At 47.2% G+C, this 15,099-nt stretch carries 11 protein-coding genes; 5 read left to right on the forward strand and 6 right to left on the reverse strand.

The window, feature by feature from the left end; all coding sequences use genetic code 11:
- Nucleotides 1-31: 31 nt before the first annotated feature.
- Nucleotides 32-868, reverse strand: a complete 837-nt coding sequence (locus KO518_RS02740; protein ID WP_216024263.1) for a hypothetical protein — start codon at nucleotides 866-868, stop codon at nucleotides 32-34.
- Nucleotides 869-1,035: 167 nt separating this feature from the next.
- Entirely contained in the window at nucleotides 1,036-1,737 is a 702-nt protein-coding gene (locus KO518_RS02745) for an NUDIX hydrolase (protein ID WP_216024264.1), read from the reverse strand.
- 212 nt (nucleotides 1,738-1,949) lie between these two features.
- Here KO518_RS02745 and KO518_RS02750 point away from each other — a divergent pair, with 212 nt between their 5' ends.
- Nucleotides 1,950-3,137: a DNA-binding transcriptional regulator gene (locus KO518_RS02750; protein ID WP_216024265.1), complete on the forward strand. Its 1,188-nt coding sequence runs from the start codon at nucleotides 1,950-1,952 to the stop codon at nucleotides 3,135-3,137.
- Between the two features lie 40 nt (nucleotides 3,138-3,177).
- Here KO518_RS02750 and KO518_RS02755 read toward each other — a convergent pair whose 3' ends face one another.
- Nucleotides 3,178-5,295 (reverse strand): glycosyl hydrolase family 8, encoded by a 2,118-nt coding sequence (locus KO518_RS02755; protein ID WP_216024266.1) that lies wholly within the window; start codon nucleotides 5,293-5,295, stop codon nucleotides 3,178-3,180.
- Entirely contained in the window at nucleotides 5,292-5,858 is a 567-nt protein-coding gene (locus KO518_RS02760) for a hypothetical protein (protein ID WP_216024267.1), read from the reverse strand. The genes KO518_RS02755 and KO518_RS02760 overlap by 4 nt, the downstream gene beginning before the upstream one ends.
- 210 nt (nucleotides 5,859-6,068) lie before the next feature.
- On the opposite strand from KO518_RS02760, the gene KO518_RS02765 reads away from it, so the two are divergent.
- Entirely contained in the window at nucleotides 6,069-6,860 is a 792-nt protein-coding gene (locus KO518_RS02765) for a ThuA domain-containing protein (RefSeq protein WP_216024268.1), read from the forward strand.
- 24 nt (nucleotides 6,861-6,884) lie between these two features.
- Entirely contained in the window at nucleotides 6,885-8,300 is a 1,416-nt protein-coding gene (locus KO518_RS02770; RefSeq protein WP_216024269.1) for a sugar porter family MFS transporter, read from the forward strand.
- A gap of 14 nt (nucleotides 8,301-8,314) precedes the next feature.
- On the opposite strand, the gene KO518_RS02775 is transcribed toward KO518_RS02770, so the two are convergent.
- Entirely contained in the window at nucleotides 8,315-8,983 is a 669-nt protein-coding gene (locus tag KO518_RS02775; protein WP_216024270.1) for a haloacid dehalogenase type II, read from the reverse strand.
- Nucleotides 8,984-9,258: 275 nt separating this feature from the next.
- Between KO518_RS02775 and KO518_RS02780 the strand changes: the two genes are divergently transcribed.
- On the forward strand, nucleotides 9,259-11,649 hold the full coding sequence (locus KO518_RS02780) for a carbohydrate binding family 9 domain-containing protein (RefSeq protein ID WP_216024271.1): 2,391 nt from the start codon (nucleotides 9,259-9,261) through the stop codon (nucleotides 11,647-11,649).
- Between the two features lie 9 nt (nucleotides 11,650-11,658).
- Here KO518_RS02780 and KO518_RS02785 read toward each other — a convergent pair whose 3' ends face one another.
- A complete protein-coding gene (locus tag KO518_RS02785; RefSeq protein WP_216024272.1) occupies nucleotides 11,659-12,129 on the reverse strand; it encodes a cupin domain-containing protein in 471 nt (156 codons plus the stop codon).
- 212 nt (nucleotides 12,130-12,341) lie between these two features.
- On the opposite strand from KO518_RS02785, the gene acnA reads away from it, so the two are divergent.
- Nucleotides 12,342-15,059, forward strand: a complete 2,718-nt coding sequence (gene acnA, locus KO518_RS02790) for an aconitate hydratase AcnA (protein WP_371742222.1) — start codon at nucleotides 12,342-12,344, stop codon at nucleotides 15,057-15,059.
- The last annotated feature ends 40 nt before the right edge of the window (nucleotides 15,060-15,099 follow it).

Here is a 15,099-nt window from a genome sequence, read left to right on the forward strand (position 1 = left end):
CCGAGGTACTATATCAGTCAACAAATGAAGGTTAGTTTCCTGAATTAACGTGAAGAAAGAAGTCCTTTGCGGAATCGACATCTTCAATATTCAGAATCCAAATCACTTCAGCTAAGTCTGAGAAATCGACGCCGCCACTTTCAATCGCCTTGTTTAGATACCTGCCATTTACACCGTTGAAGCCTTTGGATATTGCGCTTGCCATTTTCCACGTTTCCGCCGTTGGTTGACTCTGGTTTTCAAGCTGTTTGGCAGGATAGGTTGGGTTGTTATAGCCAGGTGTGCCGTTACCTAAGGTGTTGCCGTCGGGAATTTTGATATAAGTGGTGTTTTCCTTTGTGTATTGTAGGGCGTCCTGACTCGTGTTGTTTTCATTCCATTCACTGTGCTGAACGACGATCAAGGAAGTCGGGTCTAACTTGCCAAAACGCGCTGTGTATTGACGTAAAATAGCAGCGGTAAAGTCACTTTGCCCGGCTTCTGCCAACCACACTTTTCCGCCTGTAGACAAGGTGTCGTGAATAACTGAAATAGTGGAGGTCAGCGCTTTAGCTCGATACATATGCGCATCTACCCAGCGATTCCCAAACACCCTGTCGAGCAATTTGTCTGCAGGTACATACAAACCGCCTTGCACGCCGTAGGTTCCACTGACAGCGAAAACTTTTAGTTTCGTGAATGCGGGACTGCGAAGAATTAAATCGGTTGCTGCAATGGTATGTACATCATCTACATCGGTTTTTAAGTCGAAGTGTAAAAGCAGGAGATCTTTCTCCATATTAAAGGCGGGGGCATCATTGTCGGCGGTTCTTGCGTTGAGGGTTAATGGAAGGCTAAGCAGTAGTAAAATGAAAAGAGTTGGCTTCATAACTGGTTCCTGTCTAATTATTGAACGTCGTAACTATAGCAGTGGACTAGATGCCAGTTTTTTCCTTTTTTTAACAATATTGTAATAAAATTACCCAGCGATTATTGCCGGTGGGGGAATGTCGTGAACGGGCAATTTTTTTACATTGCAGCAATTGTCATACAGATTTAGAACTCAAAATTGAAACCATGCTCACAGAGCTTTTCATAGACCACAGGGTCAAAGCGATAGTAGTTTGCAGCTCTGTGTGTCACTCCTTTTTGCTTTTCCTTGCAGTCCACCAGTAAGTTCATTTTCAGAATTTTCCTGCGGAAATTAGGTTTATCAAGCTTAATGCCCAATATGGCTTCGTAAACTTCGAGCAATTGGCGCAAGGTGAATTTTTCAGGCAGGAGGTTAAATCCAATGGGTTCAAACCGTATTTTGCGTTTTAGTTGTTCCAGTGCTGCGTCAACAAGCTGATTGTGGTCGTATATGAGTGTGGGCAATCCATCAGCGGGATACCAACGGACATCATCGGCTGTGAAGCCCGCGTGAAACGAGTAGTTTTCAGGTCGGACCAAGGTGTAGTAAGCAATAGTGATCACCCGGTCGAGGTGAAACCTGTCTGGTGCACCAAAAGCACGGAGTTGTTCCATGTGAAAGTCTTGTTCACCGGTAATAGCGCTGACGAGGCGCTTTGCCGCATCATCTATGTCTTCCTCAATGCCTATCCAGCCTCCTAGCAATCCCTTTTTCCCTTTGGCATCACCTTCGTTGTATTCGGCGATAAGTACATTTAATTTGCCGTCAATAATACCGAAAACAATATTGTCCACTGATAGATGAGGTAAGCGTTGAGTGCGATTGGGGTGACACGGTGTAGACATAACCTTAATAAGTCCTGATTGAAAAAAATAATGTTAGCGGAGGTTAAAATATTTTACGATTTTATAATAGTCTCTTTTACTTTAAGATGTAGTCATGCAAGCAGCCTGACGGTAGTTCGTTAGTCACGTCGCACGTCATGGCCTGTCCTTAGATTACTTAACACTATGGCTTAGTCAATGAAGCCGTATAGCGATTCTTCCGGAGGCGCAAGTTGTTTGACGTTAAGCACAGTATTTCTCTCTTGTTCAATGCAAATAAAATATACGATCGGCAAGTCATTGAAGGCGTCGGAAATTATTTACAGGCCTCTAAGGTTAACTGGGATGTATACCTTGAAGAAGATTTTATAGCAAGGTTGAATCACATTGACGAATGGTCGGGAGATGGTGTCATTGCTGATTTTGATTCTGCTGAAATAAGAGAAGCACTGTTACATTCAGACAAGCCTGTTATAGGTGTGGGAAGTTCTTATTTTGATGAAGCCGATTACCCGCCGGTGCCTTATGTTGCAACCGATAATTATCAGGTAGTGAAACAAGCCTTTGACCACCTTAAAAGCCGAGGCTTGGAACGGTTCGGCTTCTATGGCGTACCGGCAGATGCGTCCCATTTATGGGCGCTTGAAAGAGAGAAAATCTACAAACACCTCATGAAGTCAGAAGGGTATGAGGAATTTTATTACCAGGGCGTCACTACTAGCCCTGAAACCTGGCATTATGCTATTAACAGGCTTGCAGATTGGCTACACGGCCTACCAAAACCAATAGGCATTATAGCCGTTACCGACAGCCGTGCCCGGCATATTTTACAAGCCTGCGAACTAGCCAATATTGCGGTGCCTGAAAAAGTGTCAGTGATCGGTATTGACGATGATGATATTGCACGTCACCTGAGCAGGATAAGCTTGAGTTCAGTAACCCAAGGTGCGGTTGAAATGGGGTATAGAGCGGCGAAATTGCTGCACAGACGGCTTACTCGGCCATCGTCAAACATCGTTAGAGTACTGATTCCACCTGCGGGAATATCGGCGCGACAGTCATCTGACTTCAAAGCCCTTCACGACCCGTATGTTATCCAGGCAATGCAGTTTATTAGGCAGAATGCTACCAAGGGAATTAAAGTTGATCAGGTTACTGATTTTATCGGTATCTCCCGTTCGAATTTAGAACAGCGGTTTATACTGGAACGAGGGCACACAGTACACACAGAAATTCACAACGAAAAACTCAATAAAGCGCGACGTCTATTGGAAGAGACGGATTTGCCGACTAAGAGCGTGGCGTTGCAAAGCGGCTACCCTTCACTTCAATATATGTATGCCATTTTTAAAAAGCACTTTGGCTTAACACCAACCCAGTACAGAGACGAACATTTCGACCGGGCACCAAAGCCAAGGTAAAAAACTGTGCCCCAGAAATAAGGGCACAGGAGTTGCGAGGTTACTGGGGGTGGTAAATTTTATACTCACCAGATACGTGCAGCAGACTGAGCATATGCAACATGCCGTCGTAGTAGCGGTACTTTCCGGTAGGCGCGTCTTGTTGCCATAGATAGGTAATCATTTCTTTGGCAAAGGGACTATTACTTACTGTCGCTCCAAACGCATTCATTGCTGTTCTGCCGTGACTTCGGTAGTTGATTCCAGGAACCCGTGACCCGTCGACGTTATATAGTGCGATGAAGTCTCCGTATGTCGTTACTTCATTCTCAAAAAACGCAACCTGTCTCTCTACGAGTTCCTTCAGCGTTTCACTTTCACTAATCCAATAGTAATCCATGGCCAGATTGCCCATAACGCGAAAAGAGTCCCATGCACTTATATGACTGTTGCCATTAAAGCTTGTGACCTGAGGAACCCCTTCATGGGAGGCGTAGTCGCTGAATAACCCCGTTGACGGATGGGAAGCCTTGGTGAAATACTGCCGACTGATTTTTGCCACATCATGCCAGTAGGTGTTATTTTCATTGGCCCATACTGCCCACAACTCATAAAACGCAGGCAGGTGATAAGACGGGTCGGTAAATGAATCCACATTCAACGTTGTAACAAACTCAACTTGTTTGAAATCCGGATGCATCATATGCCGGGTGGTGGGCGAACGCGTGAAAATCATGTCGTGGAGAATTTGGTTCGCTTCTTCATTATAGTTAAAAATTCCTTCGTCACTCCCCCAACGGTTATTCGCCAGAAATAGCGCCATGGCAAAATATTCCTCGCCGTCTGGCGCCGGATTTGTCGCTATGGGCAAGTAGGGAGCATCGGCACTTAGTTGCCAGGCGAAGAAGCCCTGATGAGGACCTGACGTATTTTGAATGTGTGTCTTAGTGAATTTCCAGAGCTTATTAAACGTGGCCTGGTCGTTCATCATTACGGCAATGAACATACCGTAAGACATGCCTTCTGAACGAATATCATTGGAGTCGATGGCCTTGATAAACGCCATGTCATCCCCTGCACCAAACAACAAACTTTTCCCGTTGTCTTCAGGTGACGCGTCAACAGACGCAGTGCTGACCACGACGTTGTCGATAACAATGTCGCCCACGATGTCAACAGGCTTTGAACCGGCAATAAATTGTAAGCCAAGTCCACGCACGCTGGAAAAATCAAAACTGTCGCTAATATAACCAAAGGCAGTATCAGGATTGATATTGTTGAAGGTGAGTGTGAAAAAAGTATCGGCAGGACGGCCGGTAACCCTGGTATAACCAAGAAAGGCCGGTTGGAAATTTTCATCTTCAAGGATCAACTGAGTGATCAAATTTCCGTCGATAATGTAAGTTTCCGGTAGTTTAACATCCATCGATATCGTTACGCCGTCACGGAAATCTACATTCATGAATTGTTGATTTTTAACCGAGAAGACATCACCCGTTGTTTGCCATGAGGGCGAGACAACAAGCGCTTGACTCTCGTGTTTTAATGCTATGGAGAGTTCAGAACCATTGTCAGGTGTTGCTACCCAATTCGCTATATTTGTATCAAATGAATCTGATTTCAGGATTTTTGTTACCTGGTTTTCCCCGCCATCATTTTCTGGCATAAGCTCAAACAACTGTGCGTATGTGGCCTGGAGTTTCGCCGTCACTTCCTCCTCACTGGCAATACCCAACGCGGAAAAGAAATTCGTGTATTCACCCGTGTGATATGCTGCGTTAGGTGAAAAGGTGTTAGCTATTGCATTGTCGTCCTCATAGTCAATGCTCCACGACAACGCTGACTGGTTAAATGGTACGCGTCTGTCTTGGGTAATGACTAACTGTCCTTCAAGGAGGGCTGATTCATTTGCGCCAAGGTGGGTTAAATGCATCGCAGTTGAATTTATTACGGTTGAGCTAACCGCAGATTCAGCAGTTACGACAAGGTTATTAACGTTGTCACTGGTATTGTTAACGGTTACGTCAAAAACGTAAGTAAATTGATGCCTGCCTGCTCGATACTTATCTGTCAGGGTAATACTTTCAATGTTAATGTCGGCAAGTGAAGGAAAACCAGCCCCAACGAACACAGTAAGGAAAAACATGCTTAGCAAGCGCTGAAATGATCTCATGCTCATATTTTCTCTCCCGCCGTGCCCCGTTGTGCAAGAACCAGGAAAAAACCACACAAGAGCAGCAGCAAGGTGGCAGGCGCATTGACTGTAACAACCTGTGCAGTGGATACGCCTGACTCTGTGACGGAATAATCCGTTGGGTTATAGATTTCAAAAAAAGAAGTGAAGTTGCTCAACTCATTATTGCCAGTCCATAGAAAAGACAGTTGGATATTATTGAGGGAATGGCCTGGGGAGAGCGAGTGAGAGGGCGTGTGGAAATCCGCAAAGCCCGGTTCCGGAAAACCGAATATAGTATCGGGGTCTACTGCAAACGCGTCCCACCCCGGGGGAGAGGACAAAATGGCAATGTCTTCGTACATGCTGTGTTCGAAGTACAGTGTGAACGCTTCAATATTTTCGTTGCCGTTATTGTGAAGTGAAAATGTCGCTGTATATCTGTTGCTGCCATTATTTTCCAAGGCATGCGTAACCACGGCAGCATGCCCGTAGCCCGATGGTGCAATGCCCAGTATGGTCAGTGTCATTAATAGGTTCATAACTGCTTGTCTACTCGCGAATTTCATTGTGTCTCACCCCTTGTTATGGTCAAAATGAATATAAGTAGGGTATTGCCATTTTAATTAACAGTTCAATAACAAGTGGGTTTTAAACGTAAATTCGTAATACCATTACTAAGACTCATAAAACGGCCCTAAGGTAAACTCCGGCTTGGAAATACAGGAATTGTGGTTGTTAACATTTGGGGTCGGGACAGGCCAGTTTTGGGAATGGGAATGTTAAAATTTATGAGTATGTGCCCGCTGGCACTGATGTTATTTATTGCGACTGCAACAGGGCGTGTCCACGCTACTGAATTTGATGTATTGTTGTTTACCAAAACTGCCGGTTGGCATCATAAGTCACAGCACAAAGCGGTAGAGGCAATCCAAAATTTAGCGAAAAAACACTTCTTTTCCGTGGAATGGCACGAAGATGCCAACATCTTTAACAGTAAGGATTTGGCGCGGTTTGATGCTGTCATTTTCCTGTCCACCACCGGTGATGTACTCAACGGACGACAGCAGCAACAACTCACCGACTTTATCCGCGCAGGCAATGGATTTGTGGGTATTCACAGTGCAAGTGACACAGAAAAATCCTGGCCATGGTATCAACAATTGGTTGGCCATACTTTTGTTATACACCCGCCTGTACAAACTGCACAAATACGTATTCTGGACGCTGACTTTCCCGGCATGCACGGGTTTACTGATGGGCAAATATGGACGGATGAGTGGTATGAATTCTCTCCTCCCCATGTCAGCGACCTCAACTATCTGATCACTGTGGATGAAAGCACCTATAACACGAAAGCTGATTGGGGGAATGTGACGGGCAACGGGATGGGAGCATTTCACCCCATTGCGTGGTATCACTATTTCGAAGGAGGAAGGTCGTTTTACACGTCGTTAGGGCATATGTCTGGTACTTACCAGATAGAGGCGTTTCAATGGCATATGGCCGGAGGTATCTATTGGGCCGCCACCGGGAAAGGAATACGTGAAGAAAACCAATTTCGCAATTAAATAGGGTTGATGAGGAAAACAATAATGAATGACGCGCAACATTCAACAAACCAGGAATCTGTAAACAACGGGTTTGTCATTTTTATCAGTGTGGTTGCCACTATTGGAGGTTTTTTATTCGGCTTTGACAGTGGCGTTATCAACGGCACGGTAGACGGGTTGCAATCGGCTTTCCAATCGCAAAGCGTGGGTACCGGTTTTAATGTGTCCAGTATGTTGTTGGGCTGCGCCTTTGGCGCATTCTTCGCAGGTTGGCTAGCGGACAGGCTGGGTCGGCGAGCGTTGCTGTTGGTGGCTGCGGTGCTGTTTATTGTTAGTGCCTGGGGGTCCGGTGTGGCAGCTGGCAGTGGAGAATTTATAATTTACCGCATTCTTGGAGGCCTTGCTGTCGGCGCAGCATCGGTAATGGCTCCGGCGTATATCGCAGAAGTGTCACCAGCAAAATATCGCGGCATGCTTACCTCCATTCAACAAATTGCAATTATCAGTGGTTTATTTGCCGCTTTTGTCAGTAATTACCTATTGGCGGATATTGCTGCGGGTTCAACAGAGCCACTATGGCTGAACTATGCCGCCTGGCGCTGGATGTTCTGGATGGAACTTATTCCGGCATCGCTGTTTCTTTTAATGCTGTGCTTTATTCCTGAAAGCCCCCGTTTTTTGGTTGCCAAGGGCAAAACCGAACAGGCATCCAATGTACTTAATAAACTGTTTTCCAAAGGGGTGACACAAAAACTAGCCGATATCAAAGCCTCATTGGCGAATGATCATCAACCCCGGCTACGCGATGTTATCAACCCGTCAGGTGGTGGACTTCGGCCAATTGTGTGGGTGGGCATTGGCTTGGCGGCATTGCAGCAGTTGGTTGGTATTAATGTGGTTTTCTACTATGGTGCCGTGCTGTGGCAGGCAGTGGGTTTCTCCGAAGGCGATGCGCTGTTAATCAATGTTATTAGCGGTGGCATAAGTATTGGTGCCTGTATTATCACCTTGTTGGTAATAGATAAGATTGGGCGAAAGCCACTTCTAAAATGGGGTTCAGTAGGCATGACTATTACACTTGCCGCCGTGGCTCTGGCTTTCTCAAACGCCCAAACTGGTGATGACGGCAGGCTGGTGCTCGGCGATTGGGGGCCAGTGGCGCTGATCGCAGCAAATTTGTACGTATTTTGTTTTAACTTCTCATGGGGGCCGGTTATGTGGGTTATGCTGGGAGAAATGTTCCCCAATCAAATACGCGGTTCCGGATTGGCAGTAGCGGGTTTGGTGCAATGGCTGACGAATTTTGGTATCACTCTGTCATTTCCAATGTTGCTCGCTGGTATCGGTCTTGCTGGCGCCTATGGTTTCTATGCGTTTTGTGCGTTGTTGTCTGTTATCTTTGTTGTACGCTTGGTGAACGAGACCCGGGGCAAAGAGCTGGAAGATATGGAAGGGTGACAAGTTCTGCGCCGTTAGGCGCCTAAGTGCGCTGCCAATGCAGCTATATCTTTTACCGTTATATCGGCGTCAATGCCCAGAGGGTAGGGCATTTTACCCGGACGGCTAACAAAAGCCGCCTGTAACCCTGCCGCTTTGGCGCCCGTGGTGTCCCAACCGTGAGCCGCTACCATCATGGTGAGCCCCGCTGGGGTACCAATTTGCTTCACAGCCCAGCGGTATGCAGCCGAATTGGGTTTATATATTCCAATTTGTTCAACACTGAGCACGTGGTCAAATGCGTGTGCTATATCAGCGTATTGCAACTGCCGTTGCAATCCAGCGCTGGCGGAATTCGACAGCGCGGTTAAGGTAAAACCTGCTTTTCTTAATCGCTGAAGAGCGGACTTTACCTCTTTATGAGCCGGCAGGCTTGTCATCGCGGGCACGATGGCGCCTTTGGCTTCTTCCATGGATATTGCGCGCTGCCTGGCGTGGCAGACCATAACTAACGCCGCCGCACCAATATCACTGAAGTTGTGAAACCTGTCAGTACTGTTCTCTACCAGTGAGTGGTGCAGCAAGGTGGAAAACCACAACGGTACGGCATCTTCGCTGCCCGTTAGCCGCGCCACAGTGTGTTTGACCGCCGTCATGTCTAACAGCGTTTCGTTTATATCGAAAATGAGTGATGATGGTGTCATGAACGCTCCTCATATTACCCTGTAAGAGTTTGTTTAACGTGACTTTGAGTTTTGGTGCCAAACAGGGTAATGTTAACTGTTGAGGTGGTTGGCAACGGGACCAATGCGAGACCTCGTTGGCAAGCTACCGGGCTTGTAACACTTAAACACAATTATAAAAATGGCGTTTTTTCAATGGGCTGCTATTGAACGTAACGGATGCAAAAACGCCGCATTGCCCATCGTACCATTCGCAAAAAATAACATGGTGCGATAAATTTTGACAGGATGACAAAATGAAGTGTTTAATTGCGTGGTGTTTGCCGGTGCTTTGGATCGCGATGGCAAGTGCATCAGACATACAGAATAACTCACTTTTACATAAGGAGGTGTTAACGGTACCTCCTGCAGTAAATCAAGTTCCCCCCTCTTCTAGAATTATAGATTCAGGCGGTAAAGACGTCTTCATTCCGACACTGCCTAATTCGATTGCTATTGACGGCGAGTTAAATGAACCGCAATGGCAACGGTCAACTCACTTAACACTGGACTATGTCACGCAGCCTTACGACAATGTTGTTTCTCCGGTTAACACTGACGTCTATGTGTTTGAAGATGGTCAGACCTTATTTATTGGATTCGTCGCGCAGGATCCAAATCCATCGGCAATTCGAGCGTTTTATCGCGACAGAGATGACATCTGGAGTAACGACCTGGTGGGGATCAAACTCGATACGTTCAATAACCAGCGCCTTGCCTATCAGTTTTTTGTCAATCCCTATGGTGTGCAGGCCGATGCCGTAGAGAACGAAATGACAGGTGAAGAAAGTGACAGTTGGAATGCTATCTGGCAATCAGCAGGACGATTAACGGAATCTGGCTACGTTGTTGAAATGGCAATCCCCATGCGTGCGATGAACTTTAATGAATCAGGGCAGGACAAAATCTGGGGCGCAGAGTTCGTGCGATTTTATCCCCGTCAGAATAGTTTCAGGCTTTCCAACGTTCCCTTCGACAGAAACAATGCCTGTACGCTTTGTCAGATGGGGAAAGTGCGTGGTTTTCGACAGGCGACTCAAGGTAAAAACCTGGCAATTGTGCCGACTGCCGTCTTTGGAAAGGGCAGGAGCAGAGATGTTTTTGCAACTACGCGTGAATGGGATTCGGTGAGTGCCAGTGAACTCGGGCTGGACGTTACGTGGGGGATCTCGCCTCAGATGTCGTTGCAAGCAACGCTAAACCCCGACTTTTCTCAGGTGGAAGCCGATGTGGCACAAGTGAGCGTCAACAACACTTTCTCCTTGTATTTCGATGAGAAAAGGCCATTTTTTGTGGAGAACGCTGATTATTTTTCGACAAATCAGACCCTTGTGTACACCCGGAACATCAGTGCGCCGGATTTCGGCAGTAAGTTAACAGGGCAAATTAACAATCATACATTTGGCGTTTTTGTTGCCAACGATGAGCAAACCACTTTTATTGTGCCTGGGAACATTGGTTCTGATGTGGTCACTTTAGATGAGCAATCTCGCAATGGAGCGATACGCTATCGCTATGATGTATCGAATGACTTGTCGGTGGGCTATGTAGGTACATTTCGCGATTCGGTGCACTATAATAATTACGTCAGTGGAATGGATTTAAAATACAGGTTAACCGAGCAGGATACCCTCGAACTGCAATGGGTTGCGTCGGATACCACATATCCCTCTGATCTCTACAGAGGATTTTGTGATGCAACTTGTACTAACCCCGGGGACTACAGCGAAGCTGCATTGCGCACCAGACAAACTGATAGCTTTTTTGGTACCGCGTGGCGAATGAATTACGAACATGAGGAAAGAAACTGGTTCCTTAATGCCGAGCACTATGCCAACGAAAAAGACTTTCGCGCCGACCTGGGTTTCGAAACAAAAGCCGATTATTACCAGTCTGTGTTAGGCGGTGGCTACCTATGGTGGCGTGATAGCGGCTGGTGGAACCGCATCCGGGTGAACGGCGAATGGAGCATTTCACACAACAGTGCGGGCGCTTTGATCAAACGGGAATTTGAAGGCTATGCAAGTGTTCGGGGTACACTGCAATCCTTAGTGGAGTTGGGGGTTGTGCGCCGCGAACGGGTGGGTTTGCGGTTGGATTCATCGTCGCTAAACATTGGAGGAAATACGACGCGATTTGAAGAAAAACAGATAAATTTATATCTTGAAACCAGCCCTAATTCACGTTTTTTCCTGAGTAACTATGTGAGTGTAGGAGACCAAATAGACTTTGCTCACAATCGCCTGGGAGATGAAGTCTATACAGAATCTCAAATTGATATGAATATAGGCGAACATGCTCAGTTACGAGTTATGCACACATTTAACGCCCTTGAGGCCGAAGGGGAGCCACTGTTCACTGCGCGTCTTACTGATATGCGACTTAGCTACCAATTTGATACCCGTCAACTACTCAGGCTTATCGTGTCTTATAGCAACACCACCCGAAATCCAGACAACTATCAATTTAAGGTCGATCCTAAAACCCGTGAACTTAGCGGGCAACTATTGTACTCGTACAAGCTAAATCCTCTGACCCGATTTTTTGTTGGGGTGGGCGCGACAGCGTTAGAAAGTAACCCGTTAGCCAGTATAAAAACACAAGAAACATCCATTTTTATTAAATGTAGTTACGCGTGGCTTCAGTAGCCAGTTTGGCTATACAAAGCGGGACATATCGGGATGAGCGACTTCAATCCACTGTTTCATCGAGGGCTCTTCGATGAAACTAAAATCGGCAAAGTCAAAGCCAGGTGATACAGTGCATCCAAGCAGCGAATAGTCGCCTGTGGTTTCTGCTGCCTGGAAATCGCCCGCCGGAATGACAGCGACAAAGTCGTATTCGCTGCCACCTAAACGTTGTTCCCGCAGTTGTTGTTGGTGGATGTGATAAAGTCGCAACGGCGCACCGTCATAGTGATTCCAAATTTCGTCATGGAGCACGCGGTGAAAGCGACTCACCTGCCCTTTCAACAACAGAAAGTAGATGTGCGTCACCGCGGGACGAGACATGTTGTGAACCGGTGAATGTACCCGGTGCTGGGATTGAAAAACCTGCTTAAAGAAGCCGCCTTCTGGATGCGGTTGCAGTTGCAGTTTTTCTATCAGCGGATGATTTTCTTTGCCCATCTTTGTGTTATTCCAAACTTATTTCTACGCAATAGCTTACTCCCGGTGTTAAAAAAATGCATTTTTTTTGTAAATGATCGCAATAAGCCGCAAACTTGGGTATATCCAGATGAACTTTTTTTCAGGTGTCAACCGTATGAATGTTACATTCTTCCGTCCCAAAGGGCAGCGAGTCCTGTGGGCGCTTCGTCTATCGAACAGGTGGTGAACGCGTGAAATATCAAAAGACAACACAAGTAGAAAGTGGTGGGAAAGTCTATACAGCGGTGAGCTTTGATAGTCTGGCCGATAAATACGATCTGGACCGATTGCCCTTTTGTATCAAAATATTATTGGAAAATCTTATTCGTCACGAAGGCACGCCCTTCGTGACCAGCGATCACATAGAAAGTGTGGCCAGGTGGAACACAAACGAGAATAGTCAGCAGGAAATTTCCTTTGTACCTGCAAGGGTTATTTTGCAGGACTTTACCGGTGTGCCGGCCATAGTTGATTTGGCCGCTATGCGAGATGCGGTGAATGCACTAGGGGGAGATGCAACGGCAATTAATCCTCTCAATCCAGTAGAGCTCGTCATCGATCACTCAGTAATGGTGGACCACTTTGGTTCAAAAGAGGCTTTTGAAAAGAATACCGACATAGAGATTACAAGAAATCAGGAGCGTTATCAGTTCCTGAAGTGGGGGCAATCTTCCTTTGACAATTTTAAGGTTGTGCCTCCGGGCCGCGGTATCGTGCACCAGGTTAACCTTGAATACCTTGCCCGGTGTGCTTTTACCTTAGACAAGGGCGATAAGACCTGGGTCTATCCCGATACCTTGGTGGGAACAGATTCACACACCACAATGATCAATGGTCTTGGCGTGCTAGGATGGGGGGTAGGCGGCATTGAAGCTGAGGCTGCCATGCTCGGGCAGCCAGTTACAATGCTGCGTCCAGAAGTCGTGGGCTTTCGTCTAAGCGGTAGACTCTCTCCCGGTGTCACAGCAACAGATATGGTGTTGACCATAACCGAGCAATTACGAGCCCATGGCGTGGTTGGAAAATTTGTCGAATTTTACGGCCCGGGTATCAAGTATTTAACTACCGCTGACAGAGCGACGATCGCTAATATGGCACCAGAATACGGCGCAACGTGTGGTATCTTCCCTATTGATAATGTGGCGCTTGACTATTTGCGTCTTACCGGTCGGGATGACGCTCAGGTCGAACTGGTAGAGAACTACGCGAAAGTGGCCGGCTTGTGGCATGACGACCATTCTAAAGAGGCGGTTTATCACGAAACGCTTGAATTGGATCTCAGCGATGTGGTGCCTTCTGTTGCTGGCCCGAAACGGCCACAGGATCGCATTGCCCTCGATAAGGCTGCCGGGGCGTTCACTACCTGGTATCAGTCCCAGATTGACATTAAGGTTGTGGAAGAGGAAGCGAAGTTTGTTGCCGAAGGGGGCGATATGGCAGAGGTTGATGAGGAAATCGACTCCTTCGTTAACTTTAATGGCGCTAAGTTTAACCTTGAAGATGGCGCCATTGTCATTGCGGCCATCACTAGTTGTACCAATACTTCAAACCCGTCCGTACTGATCGGCGCCGGTTTGTTGGCCAAAAAGGCTGTGGAACTGGGTTTAATCACAAAGCCTTGGGTGAAAACCTCGCTGGCTCCAGGGTCACAGGTGGTAACTCAATACCTGGAAGATGCCGGTTTGATGGAGCCACTGGAAGCGCTGGGTTTTCATTTGGTGGGCTATGGCTGTACAACGTGTATTGGCAATTCCGGCCCCTTGCCTGATGCAATTGGCGACGCGGTGCGAAAAGCGAAGTTAACGGTAACCTCAGTGCTGTCAGGAAACCGTAATTTTGAGGGGCGTATTCACCCTGATGTAGCAGCCAATTATCTCGCATCCCCGCCTCTGGTGGTGGCATATGCCCTTGCGGGTAACATGCGAACCGACATTAGCAGCGAGCCCATTGGCACCAGTAATGAAGGAAAGCCGGTATACTTGCGGGATATATGGCCCAGTGACGCTGAAATTCAAGACTACATTGGCCAATACGTTTCTGGCGATCTGTTCAAACAGAAATATGCCGATGTGTTCAAAGGCAATGATGTGTGGAACGATCTGACGGTAGCAAAAACTTCTGTTTACGATTGGCCGGATTCCAGCTATATCAAGCAGCCACCATTTTTCGATAACATGGGGAGGGAACCGGCAGCGCTAACTCAAATAGCGGATGCGCGCTGTCTGGTAAAAGTCGGTGATTCCATCACCACTGATCACATTTCTCCCGCTGGATCCATTGCACCTGACAGTCCGGCTGGCGAGTATTTGCAAGAGCAGGGTATCGCGCCGGCAGACTTTAACTCACTGGGGTCGCGACGGGGCAATCACGAGGTCATGATGCGTGGGACATTTGCAAATGTTCGACTGAAAAACCAGCTCGCGCCGGGGACATCGGGAAGTGCGACTACCCACTTCCCCAGCGGCGAACAGATGTCTGTCTTCCATGCGGCAATGCGCTATAAAGAGGAAGGGGTTCCAGCTGTAGTGATTGGGGGAAAGGAATACGGTACCGGCTCCAGTCGCGACTGGGCAGCCAAAGGACCATCTTTATTGGGAGTCAAAGCGGTAATGGTCGAAAGTTACGAACGCATTCATCGCTCCAACCTCATAGGTATGGGTATTTTACCGCTACAATTTAAGCCTTCTGACAATGCTGAAACCCTGAAAATTCGGGGTGACGAGCGGTTTACCATTGATGCTGTCAGCCGCGGCCAGAAAGAGGTGGCAGTGGTCGCCACTTCTGATGACGGTGGAACTAAACGCTTTAAAATGGATGTGCGTATTGATACCGACAATGAGTTCACGTATTTTGAACACGGCGGTATTTTGCATTACGTCATTAGGGAGTACTTGCAGAAACCAGCCTGAAAAGTTGTCATTAATACCCCGCTATGAAGCGGGGTATTTG

This window comes from Aestuariibacter sp. A3R04, from assembly GCF_018860805.1.
In the GTDB taxonomy this organism is placed as follows: Bacteria; Pseudomonadota; Gammaproteobacteria; order Enterobacterales; family Alteromonadaceae; genus Alteromonas.